Here is a 13,988-nt window from a genome sequence, read left to right on the forward strand (position 1 = left end):
ATCGTCCCAGGTCAGAAGGGCATCCGCGTCTCACGACGCACGCAACAACTCAACTCCATCGGCGGATCCGGGCTGAGTCGTAGAACCGGGCGTAGGCCCAGCCGTCGGCCAGGGTGCGGTGGAACCGTTCGATCTTGCCGTTGGTCTGGGGCCGGTAGGGCCGGGTGCGTTTGTGGGTGAGGGCCAGCTCGGCGCAGGCGTCGCGCCAGGCGTGCGAACGGTAGGCGGACCCGTTGTCGGACAGGACCTTCTCGACGGTGACGCCCCGATCGGCGAACCAGGCGGTGGCCCGACGCAGCACCGCGATCGCGGTCGCGGCGGTCTCGTCCGCGTGGATCTCGACGTACGCGACCCGGGAGTAGTCGTCGATCACGGTGTGCAGGTAGGCCCGGCCGAGCAGGGGGCCGCGCCACTTGCTGCGCGCGGTGCCGGTGCGCTCGACGGTCGAGGAGCGGTTCTTCTCGCCCTGTTGGCGCCCGACGTAGCGCCACCCGCCGCCGTCGGGGATGTTGCCGAACTTGGTGACGTCGACGTGGATCATCGCGCCGGGATGGTCGTGCTCGTAGCGGCGCAACGGTTCGCCGGTGACCCGGTCCAGACGTGAGAGCCGGTTGATCCGGCAGCGGGTCAGCACCGCGTGGACCGTGGACGCGGGCAGGCCCAGACGTCCGCCGATCTGCACCGGCCCGAACCGATGCCGCCACCGCAACGCGACGATCTGGCGTTTGACGTGCTCAGGGGTCCTGGTCGGGCTGTGGTGCGGCCGGCAGCTGCGGTCCGCCATCCCGCCCGGTCCCTCGGCTCGGTAACGGCCGACCCACTTGGCCGCAGTGCGGGGCGAGACCATGAACATCCTCGCCGCGCTCGAGCATGTCCAGCCGTCCTCGACGACCAGCCGGGCCAGCCGCAGCCGGGTCCGCGGTGTCAGGGTCGCATTAGCGTGGGACACGAAGGCCTCCAGGGTGTGAAGCGGTTCCTCGACAGCTCCACTTCACAACTGGGGGCCTTCACCTGTCACCCCAACTCACCCCGCCAAGCGGGACAATCTCCCTGGACATCACACCTAGTCGAACACGGACCGATCGTCGCGCCGATGCCTTCTCCGATCGACGCCAGTGCGTTGCCGGCACCGAGCGCCCTACTCGTTCGGTGATGTGGGCCGGCTAACGCTGCAAACGACCAGGACGCGAGAGTCCACACCGGCCCTGAAGCCCCGACTGCAACTCGAAGGCACAGCTCCGCTGCACAACTAGACGCCCTGACGACCCAGCAGGTCAGGACCCCAGCGCGTCAATGCAACTTGACGGCCCAGTTACTGCAACCGGTCTTCGGTGGAGTTGCTAGGACACTATTCGAAACGAGGCGACCAGCAAAGGCGCAGGTCAGCAGCGATTCGGGCCGCGACCGAGGTCGAGACACCTAACAGGATTCGAAACGATAGACGAATGACCGGCCGGGCTCGGCAACTGACGGAGGCGCGGGTCGTCGCGTTGGTCGACGCGTATCTGGCCGGTGACTCGACCTACGTCCTGGCGCGGAGGTTCGGCATCCACCGCGAGACGGTGTCGGGGCACTTGGAGCGGGCCGGCGTCGCCCGGCGCGTGAAGACAGGGGCACACAAGTGACGCGATCACCCCGGTGCAGGGGGCAGACCGGGGCGACCAGTCATCCAACCTACTCGTCAGGCGTCAGCGTCGCCGTTGAGTTCGGTGTCGATGTTAAGCGCCCGAGTTCCTGGCTGCGTCTGGGCTAGCAGCACCGCGGCGTTCTCGGCAAGGCGGCGGGCGGAGCGCAGACGAAGGTCGAGCACTTCTCCATCGCCCCAGCGGACCGTCGTAGCAATGGCCAACGCGATCGAGCCTCCGCCGCCGAGGTGACTGACGATCTCCTTGTGGATCCGGCGGTTGGTGTGCTGGCTGCTGTTGTCCGACTTGGCCTGACGGTAGTTGCGCGAGCGCCGGGCCAGATCGACCGCCTCGCCGACGTAGAAGGTGCGGATTGCCTCACCGTCGAGGCCGAAGTCCATGCGGTAGAGGCCCGGGAGTCTGGGCAGTGCCGGGAACTGCGGGAGGCTCTCGGTATCGAGTAGGACCGCGCCGGCGCCGAGCCAGACGAAGGCGACCAGGACGTCGACGGCGTCGATTTCCTCGAGCTTCGTCGGGTCGACGCTGCGATCGGGTGCCGACGTGCGGACTCGTGGCCCCGCTCCCCTACTGATGACAGTGCCACCGGATCCGACCGTGAAGTCGACGTCCTGCAGCCAGCGGCGCGCGGATGTCGAGATGAACCGAGGCCGCCGAGCGCCCGTCGCGAGCTCGATCACTTGCTTGACCGGCCAGCGCTGGCCGTCGATGTCGACCCAGTACTCGCGGATGTTCTCGGGGTGGTGGCCCTTGAGATGAGATCGAACCTGTTCAGGCGTGAGGTCGAAGGACTCACCGTCCAGCGTGAAGCGCATGGCTATTGGTATCCCACAGAGCGCTGACACAGGACCGTGTCGGCGCCCGGTGGGATCGTCTGTCCGGTGATGATCTGGCCACTGCCGGGAGTCTCCGGACGAGCCCTGCGCGATCAGCTGCGACCCGTTGCTGATGGCGCTGCCAACGTGACCGGCTTGGGCGGAGACGCCAACGACGTCGTGCAGCGATACCTGAAGTGGGTAGCCGACGCCGAACGCATGCTGCGCACCGTCATGCGTCCGGAGGATCTGCACCGCTACGTGCTGACCGACCGCTATTGGGCAACGCTGCAAAGCCCGCTCGAGCGAAAGCTGTTCGCCCCAGCCGTCCTCGACGAGATGCTGCACATCGCCCGGGAACTTGAGGCCGCCTTCCGTGACCTCGATCAGTACCTGAACGGCTGGCTGACCGACGGAGAGTTCAACGGCCCGATCAACTACGTCGTGCCCGACACCAACGTCTTCATGCAGCACCCTCAGCTGTACCCGGACATTGACTAGCACGAGGCGCTGGAGGGAACGGCGCAGCGCGTCGAGAGCATCCGGGTCATCGTGCCCATCTTGGTCATCGACGAACTCGACAATCTCAAGCGCACCAACGGGCGATCGCGTGCCCGACAGACGCTCAAAGCGCTCTACAACGACTTCGGCGCTGGCATCGACGGGCGGCGGGTCCTCCATCTGAAGGACGCGACGAGTGGCGAGGTCACCATCCAGCTTCTCCTCGACCCGCCCGGCCACGTCCGGCTGCACCGCGCGGACGACGATCTCGTCGACCGGGCCGCCACCCTCCGGTCGTTCCTCAGTCACCCGGTGCACTTCGTCACCTACGACACGGGCGCCGCCTTCCGCGCCAGCGCCGCCGACCTGCAGCAGCACCGGCTCGAGGAAGCGAACGGCGCGGTCGGATCTCGCCCACAAGGCTGAGGACGCGCTCTACGCTCGAGACGGGGACAGCCAGGAATCGCCCTCCCAACAGCCCGGGAGGGCGAACTCCATGAACTTCAAACACAAGAACCTTCTGGCGCTGGGCGATGTTGTCTGCGGCAACCTCGGAGCGGAGACTCCGGGGCCAGGCCAGGAGCCCAAGTACTTCCCGTACCGGTCGAGCATGTTCATCTCCGAGTTCTTCGAGGACCTCGGCACGGACTACCGCCACGACGGCTCGACTCGGAACTGGTGGGTGGCGGATGTCATCGAGAAGATGCTGGCTGAGCCGCACGACGGCCCCACCCATCCGCCGGAGATCTTCTGTCGCCTGATCGACCAGCTGATGGACCCCCGCGACGCTCACAACGAGGAACCGGATCGGCCTAACGCGCTTCGGCAGCTGAACGAAGTCCTCGCCCGCGAGGGCTTCGAAGCGTTCTACGCCGAGGACAAGCACTGCTATCTGCGTCACGTCGGCAGCCAGGAGGTCACACTGCTGGCGGCGAACCCGCACCGGCCGCTGTCGCCGGTTGAGGTGCAGCGACGCAACGACCTGGCGGCCTACCTCGACGCTTGCAGCGAGGATGACCTCATCGAAGAGGTGCTGCTGCCCCTGTTCCGGCAGCTGGGCTTCCACAGGATCACCGCAGCCGGCCACAAGGATAAGGCTCTGGAATACGGCAAGGACGTCTGGATGCGCCTCACACTGCCGACGCAGCACCGCCTTTACTTCGGCGTTCAGGCCAAGCGCGGCAAGATCGACGCCTCGGGGACGACCAACGCTGGCAACGCGAACGTGGCCGAGATTCTCAACCAGGCCCAGATGATGCTGGCTCACGAGATCTTCGATCCGGAGGACAACCGCCGGGTGCTGATCGACCACGCGTTCATCGTGGCCGGCGGCGAGATCACCAAGCAGGCGCGCAACTGGCTCGGCAACGCCCTCGACGCGTCGCGGCGCAGCCAGATCATGTTCATCGACCGCGACGACATCCTGAACCTCTACGTGGTCACGAACCTGCCGCTGCCTGCCGCGGCCTTGCCCGTGGCCCCGAGCTCTCCGGCCTATCCGGACGAGCCGCCGTTCTAGGCGGCACCGGCCCACACCCGTCAACTCGTTGTTGCGGGGCATTCTGCTTCGGTGGAAGCCGAGCGGATCAGTAGCCCGGACGGATCCTGTTCTGCGTGAGCCGATCGACCACCTGGCTCGGCAGGCAGCCGTGGTCGGTAAGGACCCCCGGGACGTGCTGGCGCAGTGCGGGCTCCGCCTGGAAGCTCGATGCCGTCGTGAGAAGGTCGGTCCAGACAGCGGCTGCGTCGCCAGCGACCTGTGCGACCGTGTCGGTAGACGTCAGGTAGACATTCGGGTTCGCCGCGGAGGCATGCGCAGGATCGACAGTGAGGCGATCGGACACGATGACCGCCGGACTCCCGGCTGGCGGATGGTCCATTCCACGGTCCGCTGCCAGCTGGTCGAGCTGTGTGTTGGCCTGCCGAATGTCCTTCAGCGGCAGAAGCCCATCGGGATGTTCCTCGGACTTCGCCTCGACGGTCATCCACATGGCCGTGTCCCAGAGCCACGCGGAGTCGCAGCGCCCCTGCCCCTTGGGCTTGAAAGCCTCGGCGCCCAGGAAGCTCCCCAGCTGACTCAGGCCGGCCTCGTACTGCGTTGCCTCGTCCTGACCGAGCGCCGCGCCCATGTCGGCAAGCTGCTGCTTTACCTGGTCAGCACGGAAGCGGCCGCGCAGCTTCGCGACAACGGCGTTGACGGCGACGACATGATCCCCCTGGTCGGGCCCGGCAACTCGGCAGTGGGCAGGTCGTCCTCGCGCAGCGCGACGCGGGCAACCGCCTCGGCGTCGATCGGGTCGGACTTGCCCCGCTCACGGCCGCTGCGACGCATCCCGGCCATCAGCCGCGTGTGAACCCGCACGACCTTGTGCCCGCCGGCCGGCAGGTCCGCCTCGAGACGACGCGTGAGGTGACGGCAGTCCTCGACCGCGACCGTGACGTCCTCGAACTGCTCGAGCCAGGTCAGGATCTGCCGGTGCCCGGCCGCGCGCGCCTCGACGGTCAACACCGCGAGCCGCTTGCCGACCTCGTCGACCGCGACAAGCGTGTGCCAGTTCTTGTGCGCGTCGATGCCGACGACCGTCATCCAGACCTCCGAAGCCTCGCTAACCGTTGGGGCGGCGCGGCTGACCGGTGCCGGGCACGCCTCAGTCGGGCACGGTGAGCAAGCAGGCTCCTATCAGGCCACGACCTCGATCAGCAGCGCCGGCCCGGCGAGACGGCACATCGCGGAAAAGCCACGCAGGCAGCGAAGAAACGAGCCAACCCCACCGGGCACACGGTCAGTCTGGTACTGACGCGAAGAAAGCCGACGCCGACCGCAGAATCGCGTTCGAGCGCCGCAACTCGAGGTTCTCCCGCTCCAGCTCAGCGATCCGCGCCGCGTCCGCCGTGCTCGTCCCGGGGCGGTCCCCGGCGTCGACCTCGGCCTGAGTGACCCAGTTCCGCAACGTCTCGGGGTTGATGCCGAGCTGCTCGGCAACCCGGGACAGTGCACCCTTGCGGGTGACCGGGTCACGCCGCATGTCGACCGTCATCCGGATCGCCCGCTCCCGGAGCTCATCGGGGTACTTCCTCGGTGCTGCCATGACTCTCATCCTCCGTGGGTTGAGAGCCTCCACGGAACCCGGGGCGGTTCAGGGTGACGCGCTTGGAGGCCGCGGTGGCGGAGATCGGCTCGCCGGTCGTCGCCTGTTGGTGGCGCAGCGCCGTGAACAGCGGGCCGGGCGCGCACCCGCGCCGGTCCAGCCACGCGTAGCGCGCGGTCAGAGGGCAGATGGCGGGGTGGTGGCCGGCGGTGACGGCGACGACCTGGCCGCGGGCCTCCCGGTCGGCCTTGGACCGCCGCACGTGCAGCAGCAGCAGCCCGCAGGGCTGGTGCCGCGGGTCGGCCAGCGCCAGCGCTACGAACGCGCCGGGCCGTGGCGCGGAGGCGTAGCGGAGCAGGACAAGGGCACGGGCGCCGGCCACCGCGGTGCCGTCGATCGCACCGACGATGGCGGTGATCTCGGCGAGGGTCAGGGCGTGTGCGGGACGGCGAGCGGCGGTACCCAGCGTGCGGCGCAACCCACGGCGCACCTGCCGGACGCTCTCGTGCCGGATCGGGTCGGGCAGGTCCCGGTCGCGGTGGTAGGAGCCGATGGCGGAGCAGGCCAGCTCGAGGGTCGACACGCTGACGCCGTGGTCGGCGCATGCGATGAGTTGGCGCACTCCGGGTGCGGCGCGGCCGGCAGCGGCGGTAGGCCGCGGGCCTCGCACCAGCGGGTCCAGGCGCGCCAGGCGCAGGCGTAGACGGAACGGGTGGCCGGGGTGCGGCCGGCGGCGATGGCAGCGGCGATCCGGACGGCGCCGAAGAGCAGCAGGTCGAGGGCAAGGGCGCGAGGGTGGTCATGCCCACATTGCGGCCGGCGCCATACCGGCGAGAAGATCCCAACTCGGATGGGCGGCCGGCGTCGACACCCCTGAGTCCGAGGGGTGCCCGAGGGAGAGGTCAGCGCGCGCGGCTCGTCGCCGCGCGACCGGGGCGGGTCGGTCACACGAACGCGTCAGCGTTGCGCGACGGTTCTTGGAACGTCGTGCCTCGAACGAGGCTGTTCAGCTCCTGTAGTCGAACCAGTCCCAGTGCGCGGCACCTGAAGAGTCGAGGCCGTTTCCCGTCGCGTACATCCCGAGGTACACGCCGGTGAATCCCCCGGCGCACTCCGAGCTGAGGTAGCGCGTCTCGCCGGTGCCGACCTCGTCGACCCGACCGTCTGACTGGCGGACGAAGAAGCGGTAGGTGGTCGGGTCGGCGTCGACGCCGAGCTCGACGGCACCGTCCTGAATCGGGACGGTTGCCGCGAGCGCGCTCAGGCCGCCGATGCGCCGGCGAAGGACGGCTTGGCGGCCGTCGTCGGCGCGACGCACTGCGAGCTCGTAGTGGTGATGCTCGTTCATCCTGACGGTCAGCCCGGCCTCGTCGGCGCCCCGCGGCACGAAGTCGAGGAGCGCGCGTGCGGTGCAGGTCAGGTGCTCCTGGCGGCGGGCGACGAAGGCGACGAGCGGATCGTCCAGAGTCCCGGCCTGGCAGCACAATGTGAGCCATCCGGGTCGCCGAGATAGTGAGCCATGCTGTGCGAGCGGGACGCGCAGGCAGTTCCAGTGTGGGCCGAGGAACGCCGTGTCGAAGTCGTCGCGGGTCGGGGAGGCCGGGAGCGGTTCGGGCGCCAGAGGCGGCCGCGGCAGGCTCGGTTCGACCAGTCCCGAACCGGGCAGGTGTGGCCAGCCGTCGTCGGTCCACTCGACGGGCGTCAAGAAGGTCTCGCGACCGAGGTGGTGCATCGGCCAGCCGGCTGACGGCCGCACACCCAGGCACACCATCCACCATGAGCCATCAGCCAGCTCGACGAGGTCGCCATGACCGACCGCCTGGATCGGGCTGGCCGTGCTGCGATGCGTGAGGATCGGATTGTGCGGGCAGGGCTCCCACGGCCCCCAGGGTGAGGTGGCGCGGGCCGTGGTCACCATGTGCCCGTACTCGGTGCCGCCTTCGGCGAGCAGCAGGTAGTGGTAGCTCCCCCGTCGGTACAGATGCGGCCCTTCGGGAAACTTGCCGCCGGTTCCGCCCCACAGGAACCGGACGTCGGTCAGCCGCTGACCGGTGAATGGATCGACCACGGACTGCTGGACGCCGCGGACGAACGCCGGCTCGGCGACGTGCGGGCCTGCCGGGTCGGGCTCGACGGTGGATGTGAAGTAGGCGGTGTCGCCGTCGAAGAACAACGAGGGGTCGATCCCGTTCTGGTCGACCCACACCGGGTCGGACCACGGACCGGCCGGATCGGTGGCGTGGACGATGAAGTGTCCCCCGCCAGACACGTTGGTCCCGGTGACGAAGAAGTGCCCGTCGTGCCATCGGATCGTCGCCGCGTACAGCCCCCCAGAGGGTGGCGCGGTTCGCAGGTCGAGCTGGCTCTGGCGGGTCAGGCAGTGGCCGATCTGTCGCCAGGAGACCAGGTCGCGGCTGGTGAAGATCGGCAGCCCGGGGAAGTACTCGAAGCTGCTGGTGACGAGGTAGAAGTCGTCGCCTACGCGGCAGATGCTCGGGTCCGGATGGAAGCCAGGGATGACGGGGTTGCAGAAGACGCCGTCCGGCTCTGCCGCAGGTCCGATGCCGGAGATCCCGCCGGCATCGGACCAGGTGCTCGTCGGGCTCACCCTGCGTCGTTTGCGGGGCCGAACAGCATGCGGCGGATGTCGTCGAAGTCGGTCGTGCCGTAGGTGTCGGCGATCTCGTAGATCGCGTAGGTCGCCTGGCCGTTGGTCAAGGCGTTGCAGGTGTCGTTGTCATCACCCTTGGCCTTGTTGACCGCGCCGGAGAACTGGGTGGTGTCGGGGGCGCTGAGCCAGTAGGCGGTCATGACGCCCTCGCACTGGATGCCAGGGGCGACGTAGCCGTGGTCGTTGTCCGGTGTGGACAAGGCGTACTGCATGCCGTGCTCGACGATGTCGGCGATGTCGAACAGCTCACTGTCCCCAGCGTGGGCGGCCACGGCGATGAGGTCCCCGGTGAACTCGAGAAACTCGTTGTCCAGGTACCCGCCGGCCGCGATGACGTCGCAGACGGCCCAGCCTGTGGACTTGAAGCCCGATGCGGCGAGCAGGGACTCGGCCGGGAACGGCACGTCCCACAGGTAGACCCAGGAGGCCAGAATCTTGGCCGCCTTGACAGCGCCAGCCAGGAACCGTTCCTCGCCGGTGGCCTCGAAGGCGTAGCGCAGGGATCGCACGAGGAACATGACGCCGACTGAGTCGGTCTTGACCGACTTGATGTGCGTGGTGTCGTTCAGGCCGCCGACATACAGGGTCGGCTCGACAAAGGTCCGCAGGAGGAAGTCGCCGGCGCGACGCGACGCGTCCAGAAAGCGAACGTCGCCGGTCAGCCGGTGCAGGGTCGTCAGCACCGGGATCGGGAAGATCGTGCCGCTCTTCAGCTCGGCGTAGGAGGCGCCGAACCATGCGGCCGGCGAAGTCAGGCCGGCTCCGTTGGGGCCGTAGGCCCGGTACCACGAGCCGTCGTCTGCCTGGGTGTCCAGCAGGAACTGGCCGAACCGGCAGCCTGCGGCCAGCCACTGCTCGTTGCTGCGGCCGTGCTGAGCGTCGAGCTCATGGGCCAGCAGCAGGGGGAAGACCGACTCGCACATGGTGCGCAGGTAGTTGCCGTCGACCTGGCGCAGCTCGCGGGCGATGGGCATGAGCGCGTCGGCGAGCTGGCGGCCGACGAACCGCCGCACGTCCTGCTCGTCCTCGGCGTACTGGAAGGGCATGAGGATGCCGGTGAACCAGTGGGTGAAGCGGTGGTGGATCGGGTCGTAGAGGCCGTCGGAGAACCCGTTGTCGTGCTGGAACGCGGTGACGAAGAAGTCGAGGACGCGTCGGGCGCGGTCGCGGTACAGGGGTGTGCCGGTTCGGTAGCCCCAGGCCAGCTGGGTGTAGGCGAGCAGGCTCTGGTCGCCGGAGAACCCGAACTCAATCAGCGAGCCGAGGGTCTCCCCCGTCCTCGGGGAGAAGTGGACGAGGTAGCCGGCGGGCTCGGCCGGGTCCTCCTCCTTCTCCCAGCCGCGGTAGTACAGCTGCGTGAGCAGCTGCCGGTACTCGACGGAGGCGTCGAGGCTGACGCCGGGCGTCGGCCGGCGGGTGCCCAGCTGGGCGTACTGGTGACGGTAGAGCTGCCAGATCGCCTCGGTCAGGTCGTCGGTGTGCGACAGACGCACCTCGTAGGTCACGCCGATCGAGGCGCCGACCTCGGCGGGCAGGAACGCGCCCCATCCGTTGCCGGCGGTGTCGAGGCTGAAGCTGACCTCTTCGGCGAACGGGTAGGCGGCACGGAGCTCGACCTGCCCGTCCGACACCGGGGCGAGACCGAGGGAACCGATGTCGGTGTTCTGGATGAACTCGCGGGCACGCAGCTGGTCGGGCGAGATGCGGGTGTCGAAGCGCGGCACGCTCGTGCGCGCCAGCGAGACGGTGACGCCGGACCCTGGGTCGCGCGCCAGGACGGCAAGGCATCCGTTCTTGTCGTCGCGATGCTCCTGGACGTACGTGCCGAGGTAGTCCTCGACCCCGTCGCCGTCGGAATCATTGCGGTTGTACATGGTGCCTGGGACGAAGTACTGCCACGTCGACTCCGACGCCCCGGCAATCTCGGTGCGGCCTGAGAGCCCCACCCGCAGCCCCATGCAGGTTCCGATGGCGAGAACCTGTACGGACCGTTCGATGCGGACAGTCGCCCCATCCGTCACCGTGAGCAGGTCGTCGATCCGCAGCCCGGTCCCCTCCTGCAGGTTCACCTCGGCAACGGCGTGCAGGACGCCCCCACCTTCGTTGGAGACGGTGTCGTAGCCGGCGGTCAGCCGTGTCCCGTCGAGCGTCGCGACCTGCACCGGCCGGTCAAGACTGAAGGTGGCCTCGCCGGCGGTCAGGCCGACCGAGATCCCGGACGAGCCGAGGTGCGGGCGGACGGAGATGGGGGCCATGGGCTCTCCTCGAGAAGTGACGTGATCGGTCGGGTGTGCCGTCTGACGGGCGACGGGACTGGGTTGCCCGTGGCGCTGGCTCATCCCTTGACGGCACCGGCGACCAGACCGGAAACGATCCGGCGCTGGAAGATGACGACCAGGACGATCAGCGGAACCGAGATCAGGACGGAAGCGGCCGCGATCGTGCCCAGCGGCTGCTCGTACTGGATCGACCCGGTGAAGAACGCGATGGCCGCCGGGACCGTGCGGGCGTGCGGGGTGGACGTCAGGGTGATGGCCAGCAGGAACTCGTTCCAGGCGAAGATGAACGTCAGCAAGGCAGCGGTCACCAGGGCCGGGGCCGACAGTGGCAGGACGATCCGGGCGAAGGTTCGCCAGGGGTCCAGCCCGTCCAAGGCGGCGGCCTCTTCGAGCTCGTCGGGCACGTCGCGGAAGAAGGCGACGAGGATGAAGACTGCCAGCGGCAGCGTGAACACCAAGTACGGCAGGATCAGGCCGGCCAGGGTGTTGTACAGGCCGATGTCGGTCCACAGTTTGAATAGCGGCGCGGCCACCGCGATGGCGGGGAACGTCGTGACCGACAGGACCCCGGCCAGGATCAGCCCCTTGCGTCGCAACGGGAGCTTGGCCAGCGCGTAGGCGGCCGGTGCTCCAACGAGCAGGGCTAGCAGCGTGGTGGTCGTGGCCACGACAGCAGAGTTGCGCAGCGCGGCCAGGAAGTCCGCGTCGTGCAGCACCGAGGTGTAGTTGCGCAGCGTCGGATGCTCGGGGAACACCGACGCGCTGGACAGCTCCGAGCCGTAGCGCAGCGACAGGTTGATCAGCCAGTAGAAAGGGAACAGGCAGATCACCGCGACAGCGATCACGCCGACGACGGTTCCCGTCGTCGCCAGGCGCCGGCGCGAGCGGGCGGTCATCGGGCGCTCCCGGCGTTGGGGCGCATCAGACGGATGTAGATCACCGAGATGGCCATCACGACCAGGAACGTCAGCACCGACAGGGCCGAGCCAAGGCCGACGATGCCCTGCTCCTGCAGCTGCCGGAACGCCAGCAGCGACAGGGTGTCGGTGCCGAACGCGCCCTTGGTCAACGTGTAGGGCAGGTCGAAGATCCGCAGGGCATCCAGCGTCCGGAAGATCAGGGCGACCAGCAGCGCTGAGCGCAGCAGCGGCAAGGTGATCCGCCAGAAGCGCTGCCATGCACTGGCGCCGTCGACAGCGGCGGCCTCGTAGGTCTCCCGCGGGATCCCCTGCAGGCCGGCGAGCAGGAGCAGGGCCATGAAGGGCGCTGTCTTCCATACGTCGGCCACCACCATGACGACGAACGCCTGTGGCGTCGATCCAAGCCACACGGTGTCGGCGGGCAGGCCGAGAGCGCCCAGCACGGTGTTTACGAAGCCCAGCGTGGGGTCGAAGACCGAGCGCCACATGATCGCCGTGACCACGGTAAGGACGGACCAGGGCACCAGCACGGCGGCCCGCAGGAATGCGCTGCCGCGGGCTACGCGCTGCATGAGCAGCGCCATCGCCATGCCGAGGGCCAGCTCCAGGACGACCGAGATTGCGGTGAACGCCAAGGTGGTGCGCAAGGCGGACCAGAACTCTTGGCTGCTCAGGGCGGTGAGGTAGTTGCCCAATGCGAAGGGGGCGGCCCACCGGGACAGGCCGGGTGTTCGGAGGGAGTACTCGTGCAGGGACAACCAGACGGCGTACAGCACGGGGAAGCCAGCGACGAGCACCATGACGGCGATCGCCGGGCTGACCATGACGGCGGCCAGACGTGACCGGCTTTGGGCAAGGGTGGGATGTGGATGCGTCACTGGCAGATCCTGTGTCGAGGTCCAGACGTGGGCGGGCCGGTGGGGGCGGCGGGTAGGGCCCGCCGCCCCCACCTGGCTAGAAGGTGCTCAATGCCTGGTTGATCTGCTCGTCGGCCTTCTTCAGTGCGTCGGCGGGTGTGACCTGGCCGCTCAGTGCGGCGGAGACGTTGGTGTAGATCGCCTGGGACACCTGGGCGTAGACGGGGGTGACAGGGCGGGACGTTGCCTGGCTCACGCCCTTCTCGAGGACCTCCCAGAACGGCAGCGCCTGCTGCACCTGGCTGGAGTCGTAGGCCTTCACCAGCGTCGGAGCCTGGCCCTTGGTCGCGGCGATCACCTGGCTGTCCAGGGACGTGATCTGGTCGATCGCCTTGAGAGCTTCAGCCGGATGAGCGGAGTACTTCGAGACCACAAGGTTGACTCCGCCGAGCACGCCGCTGCCGCTGCTGGCGCCGCCCTCCCACGAGGGCAGCGGCACCGCTTGGAACTTGCCGGCGATGTCGGACTGCTGTCCCAGGACGTCGGCGTACGTCCAGTTCACCATCAGCGAGGCCTGGCCGGCCTCGAACGCGCGCCGACTCTCCTCCTCGGTGTAGGTCAGGACCGCCTTCGGGACCGACCCGTTCGACAGCCCGTCGACCATGAACGTCAAGGCCTTCAGGTTCTCCGGGGAGTTGATCGCCGACTTCGTGCCGTCCGCGGACAGCACTGCGCCACCCGCAGCGGAGGCCAGGGTCAGGAAGTTGACCGTCAGCCCCTCGTACGCCGAGCCCTGGTAGATGAGGCCCTTGCTCGCGTTACCGTCGGCGTAGGCCTCCTGCCAGGTGGCCGGCGCCTTGGCGATCTGGTCGGTGCGGTAGTACATGAACGCCACGTTGGTCCCGAACGGCACCGCCCAGTCCGAGCCCTTGTACTCCCCCGTCTTGACCGTCGAGGGGATGAAGTCGCTGGCCCGGGACTGCACGTAGGGGCTCAGGTCGTAGATGAATCCGCGTTGCGCCAGCTCGGCGGTCCATGTCACGTCCGAGCCGAAGATGTCGCACTCGGAAGACTTGGCCGCCTCGCGCTGGACGAACTGGTTGCGCCATTCGTCGGTGGACTCGGGGAACTCCTGCAGCTTCAGCCCGGATCCGCCGATGGAGTTGAGTTGTTGCGTGCGTCGTGAGACGCGGATGCCCTTCTGACCTGGGAC

At 68.3% G+C, this 13,988-nt stretch carries 14 protein-coding genes and 1 pseudogene; 4 read left to right on the forward strand and 11 right to left on the reverse strand.

Annotated elements, in window-relative coordinates; genetic code table 11:
- Positions 1-73 precede the first annotated feature (73 nt).
- A pseudogene (locus BGO37_RS05760) lies at positions 74-949 on the reverse strand (IS481 family transposase); the annotation flags it as partial.
- A 496-nt stretch (positions 950-1,445) separates the two neighbouring features.
- Between BGO37_RS05760 and BGO37_RS05765 the strand changes: the two are divergent.
- Positions 1,446-1,625 carry a hypothetical protein gene (locus BGO37_RS05765; RefSeq protein ID WP_291753026.1) on the forward strand — a complete coding sequence of 60 codons (180 nt, stop codon included), beginning with the start codon at positions 1,446-1,448 and terminating at the stop codon, positions 1,623-1,625.
- Between the two features lie 56 nt (positions 1,626-1,681).
- Here the strand turns inward: BGO37_RS05765 and BGO37_RS05770 are convergent, their stop codons facing one another.
- Positions 1,682-2,458 (reverse strand): hypothetical protein, encoded by a 777-nt coding sequence (locus BGO37_RS05770; protein WP_291753027.1) that lies wholly within the window; start codon positions 2,456-2,458, stop codon positions 1,682-1,684.
- 66 nt (positions 2,459-2,524) lie between these two features.
- Between BGO37_RS05770 and BGO37_RS05775 the strand changes: the two genes are divergently transcribed.
- From BGO37_RS05775 to BGO37_RS05785, 3 genes are all read left to right on the forward strand, one after another.
- Positions 2,525-2,959, forward strand: coding sequence for a hypothetical protein (locus BGO37_RS05775; RefSeq protein WP_291753028.1), 435 nt, complete (start codon positions 2,525-2,527; stop codon positions 2,957-2,959).
- Between the two features lie 39 nt (positions 2,960-2,998).
- Complete coding sequence (locus BGO37_RS05780) at positions 2,999-3,385, forward strand: PIN domain-containing protein (protein WP_291753044.1); 387 nt, start codon at positions 2,999-3,001, stop codon at positions 3,383-3,385.
- A gap of 70 nt (positions 3,386-3,455) precedes the next feature.
- Positions 3,456-4,478: a hypothetical protein gene (locus tag BGO37_RS05785; protein ID WP_291753029.1), complete on the forward strand. Its 1,023-nt coding sequence runs from the start codon at positions 3,456-3,458 to the stop codon at positions 4,476-4,478.
- A 67-nt stretch (positions 4,479-4,545) separates the two neighbouring features.
- Here BGO37_RS05785 and BGO37_RS05790 read toward each other — a convergent pair whose 3' ends face one another.
- The 9 genes from BGO37_RS05790 to BGO37_RS05830 form a co-directional block, all read right to left on the reverse strand.
- Positions 4,546-5,088, reverse strand: a complete 543-nt coding sequence (locus BGO37_RS05790) for a hypothetical protein (protein ID WP_291753030.1) — start codon at positions 5,086-5,088, stop codon at positions 4,546-4,548.
- A gap of 17 nt (positions 5,089-5,105) precedes the next feature.
- Positions 5,106-5,546 carry a transposase gene (locus BGO37_RS05795; RefSeq protein ID WP_291753032.1) on the reverse strand — a complete coding sequence of 147 codons (441 nt, stop codon included), beginning with the start codon at positions 5,544-5,546 and terminating at the stop codon, positions 5,106-5,108.
- Between the two features lie 196 nt (positions 5,547-5,742).
- Positions 5,743-6,048, reverse strand: coding sequence for a transposase (locus BGO37_RS05800; RefSeq protein WP_291753034.1), 306 nt, complete (start codon positions 6,046-6,048; stop codon positions 5,743-5,745).
- Positions 6,020-6,631, reverse strand: a complete 612-nt coding sequence (locus BGO37_RS05805; RefSeq protein ID WP_291753036.1) for a hypothetical protein — start codon at positions 6,629-6,631, stop codon at positions 6,020-6,022. Before BGO37_RS05805 ends, BGO37_RS05800 begins: the two co-directional genes overlap by 29 nt.
- A 423-nt stretch (positions 6,632-7,054) precedes the next feature.
- On the reverse strand, positions 7,055-8,656 hold the full coding sequence (locus BGO37_RS05810; RefSeq protein WP_291753037.1) for a glycoside hydrolase family 43 protein: 1,602 nt from the start codon (positions 8,654-8,656) through the stop codon (positions 7,055-7,057).
- Positions 8,653-10,974, reverse strand: a complete 2,322-nt coding sequence (locus BGO37_RS05815) for a hypothetical protein (RefSeq protein WP_291753038.1) — start codon at positions 10,972-10,974, stop codon at positions 8,653-8,655. Before BGO37_RS05815 ends, BGO37_RS05810 begins: the two co-directional genes overlap by 4 nt.
- An 80-nt stretch (positions 10,975-11,054) precedes the next feature.
- Positions 11,055-11,894 carry a carbohydrate ABC transporter permease gene (locus BGO37_RS05820; RefSeq protein ID WP_291753040.1) on the reverse strand — a complete coding sequence of 280 codons (840 nt, stop codon included), beginning with the start codon at positions 11,892-11,894 and terminating at the stop codon, positions 11,055-11,057.
- On the reverse strand, positions 11,891-12,796 hold the full coding sequence (locus tag BGO37_RS05825) for a carbohydrate ABC transporter permease (protein WP_291753041.1): 906 nt from the start codon (positions 12,794-12,796) through the stop codon (positions 11,891-11,893). Before BGO37_RS05825 ends, BGO37_RS05820 begins: the two co-directional genes overlap by 4 nt.
- A gap of 76 nt (positions 12,797-12,872) precedes the next feature.
- On the reverse strand, positions 12,873-13,988 hold a 1,116-nt coding region (locus BGO37_RS05830), incomplete at its 5' end, for an ABC transporter substrate-binding protein (protein WP_291753042.1).

The organism is Cellulomonas sp. 73-92, assembly GCF_001898175.1.
Classification (GTDB): Bacteria; Actinomycetota; Actinomycetes; order Actinomycetales; family Cellulomonadaceae; genus Cellulomonas.

What these genes read in the sequence shown, in the direction of transcription:
- BGO37_RS05765 (WP_291753026.1), top strand. Translation starts at nt 1,446, where the DNA reads ATGACCGGCCGGGCTCGGCAACTGACGGAGGCGCGGGTCGTCGCGTTG.
- BGO37_RS05770 (WP_291753027.1), bottom strand. Translation starts at nt 2,458, where the DNA reads ATGCGCTTCACGCTGGACGGTGAGTCCTTCGACCTCACGCCTGAACAG.
- BGO37_RS05785 (WP_291753029.1), top strand. Translation starts at nt 3,456, where the DNA reads ATGAACTTCAAACACAAGAACCTTCTGGCGCTGGGCGATGTTGTCTGC.
- BGO37_RS05790 (WP_291753030.1), bottom strand. Translation starts at nt 5,088, where the DNA reads ATGGGCGCGGCGCTCGGTCAGGACGAGGCAACGCAGTACGAGGCCGGC.
- BGO37_RS05795 (WP_291753032.1), bottom strand. Translation starts at nt 5,546, where the DNA reads ATGACGGTCGTCGGCATCGACGCGCACAAGAACTGGCACACGCTTGTC.
- BGO37_RS05800 (WP_291753034.1), bottom strand. Translation starts at nt 6,048, where the DNA reads ATGGCAGCACCGAGGAAGTACCCCGATGAGCTCCGGGAGCGGGCGATC.
- BGO37_RS05815 (WP_291753038.1), bottom strand. Translation starts at nt 10,974, where the DNA reads ATGGCCCCCATCTCCGTCCGCCCGCACCTCGGCTCGTCCGGGATCTCG.
- BGO37_RS05820 (WP_291753040.1), bottom strand. Translation starts at nt 11,894, where the DNA reads ATGACCGCCCGCTCGCGCCGGCGCCTGGCGACGACGGGAACCGTCGTC.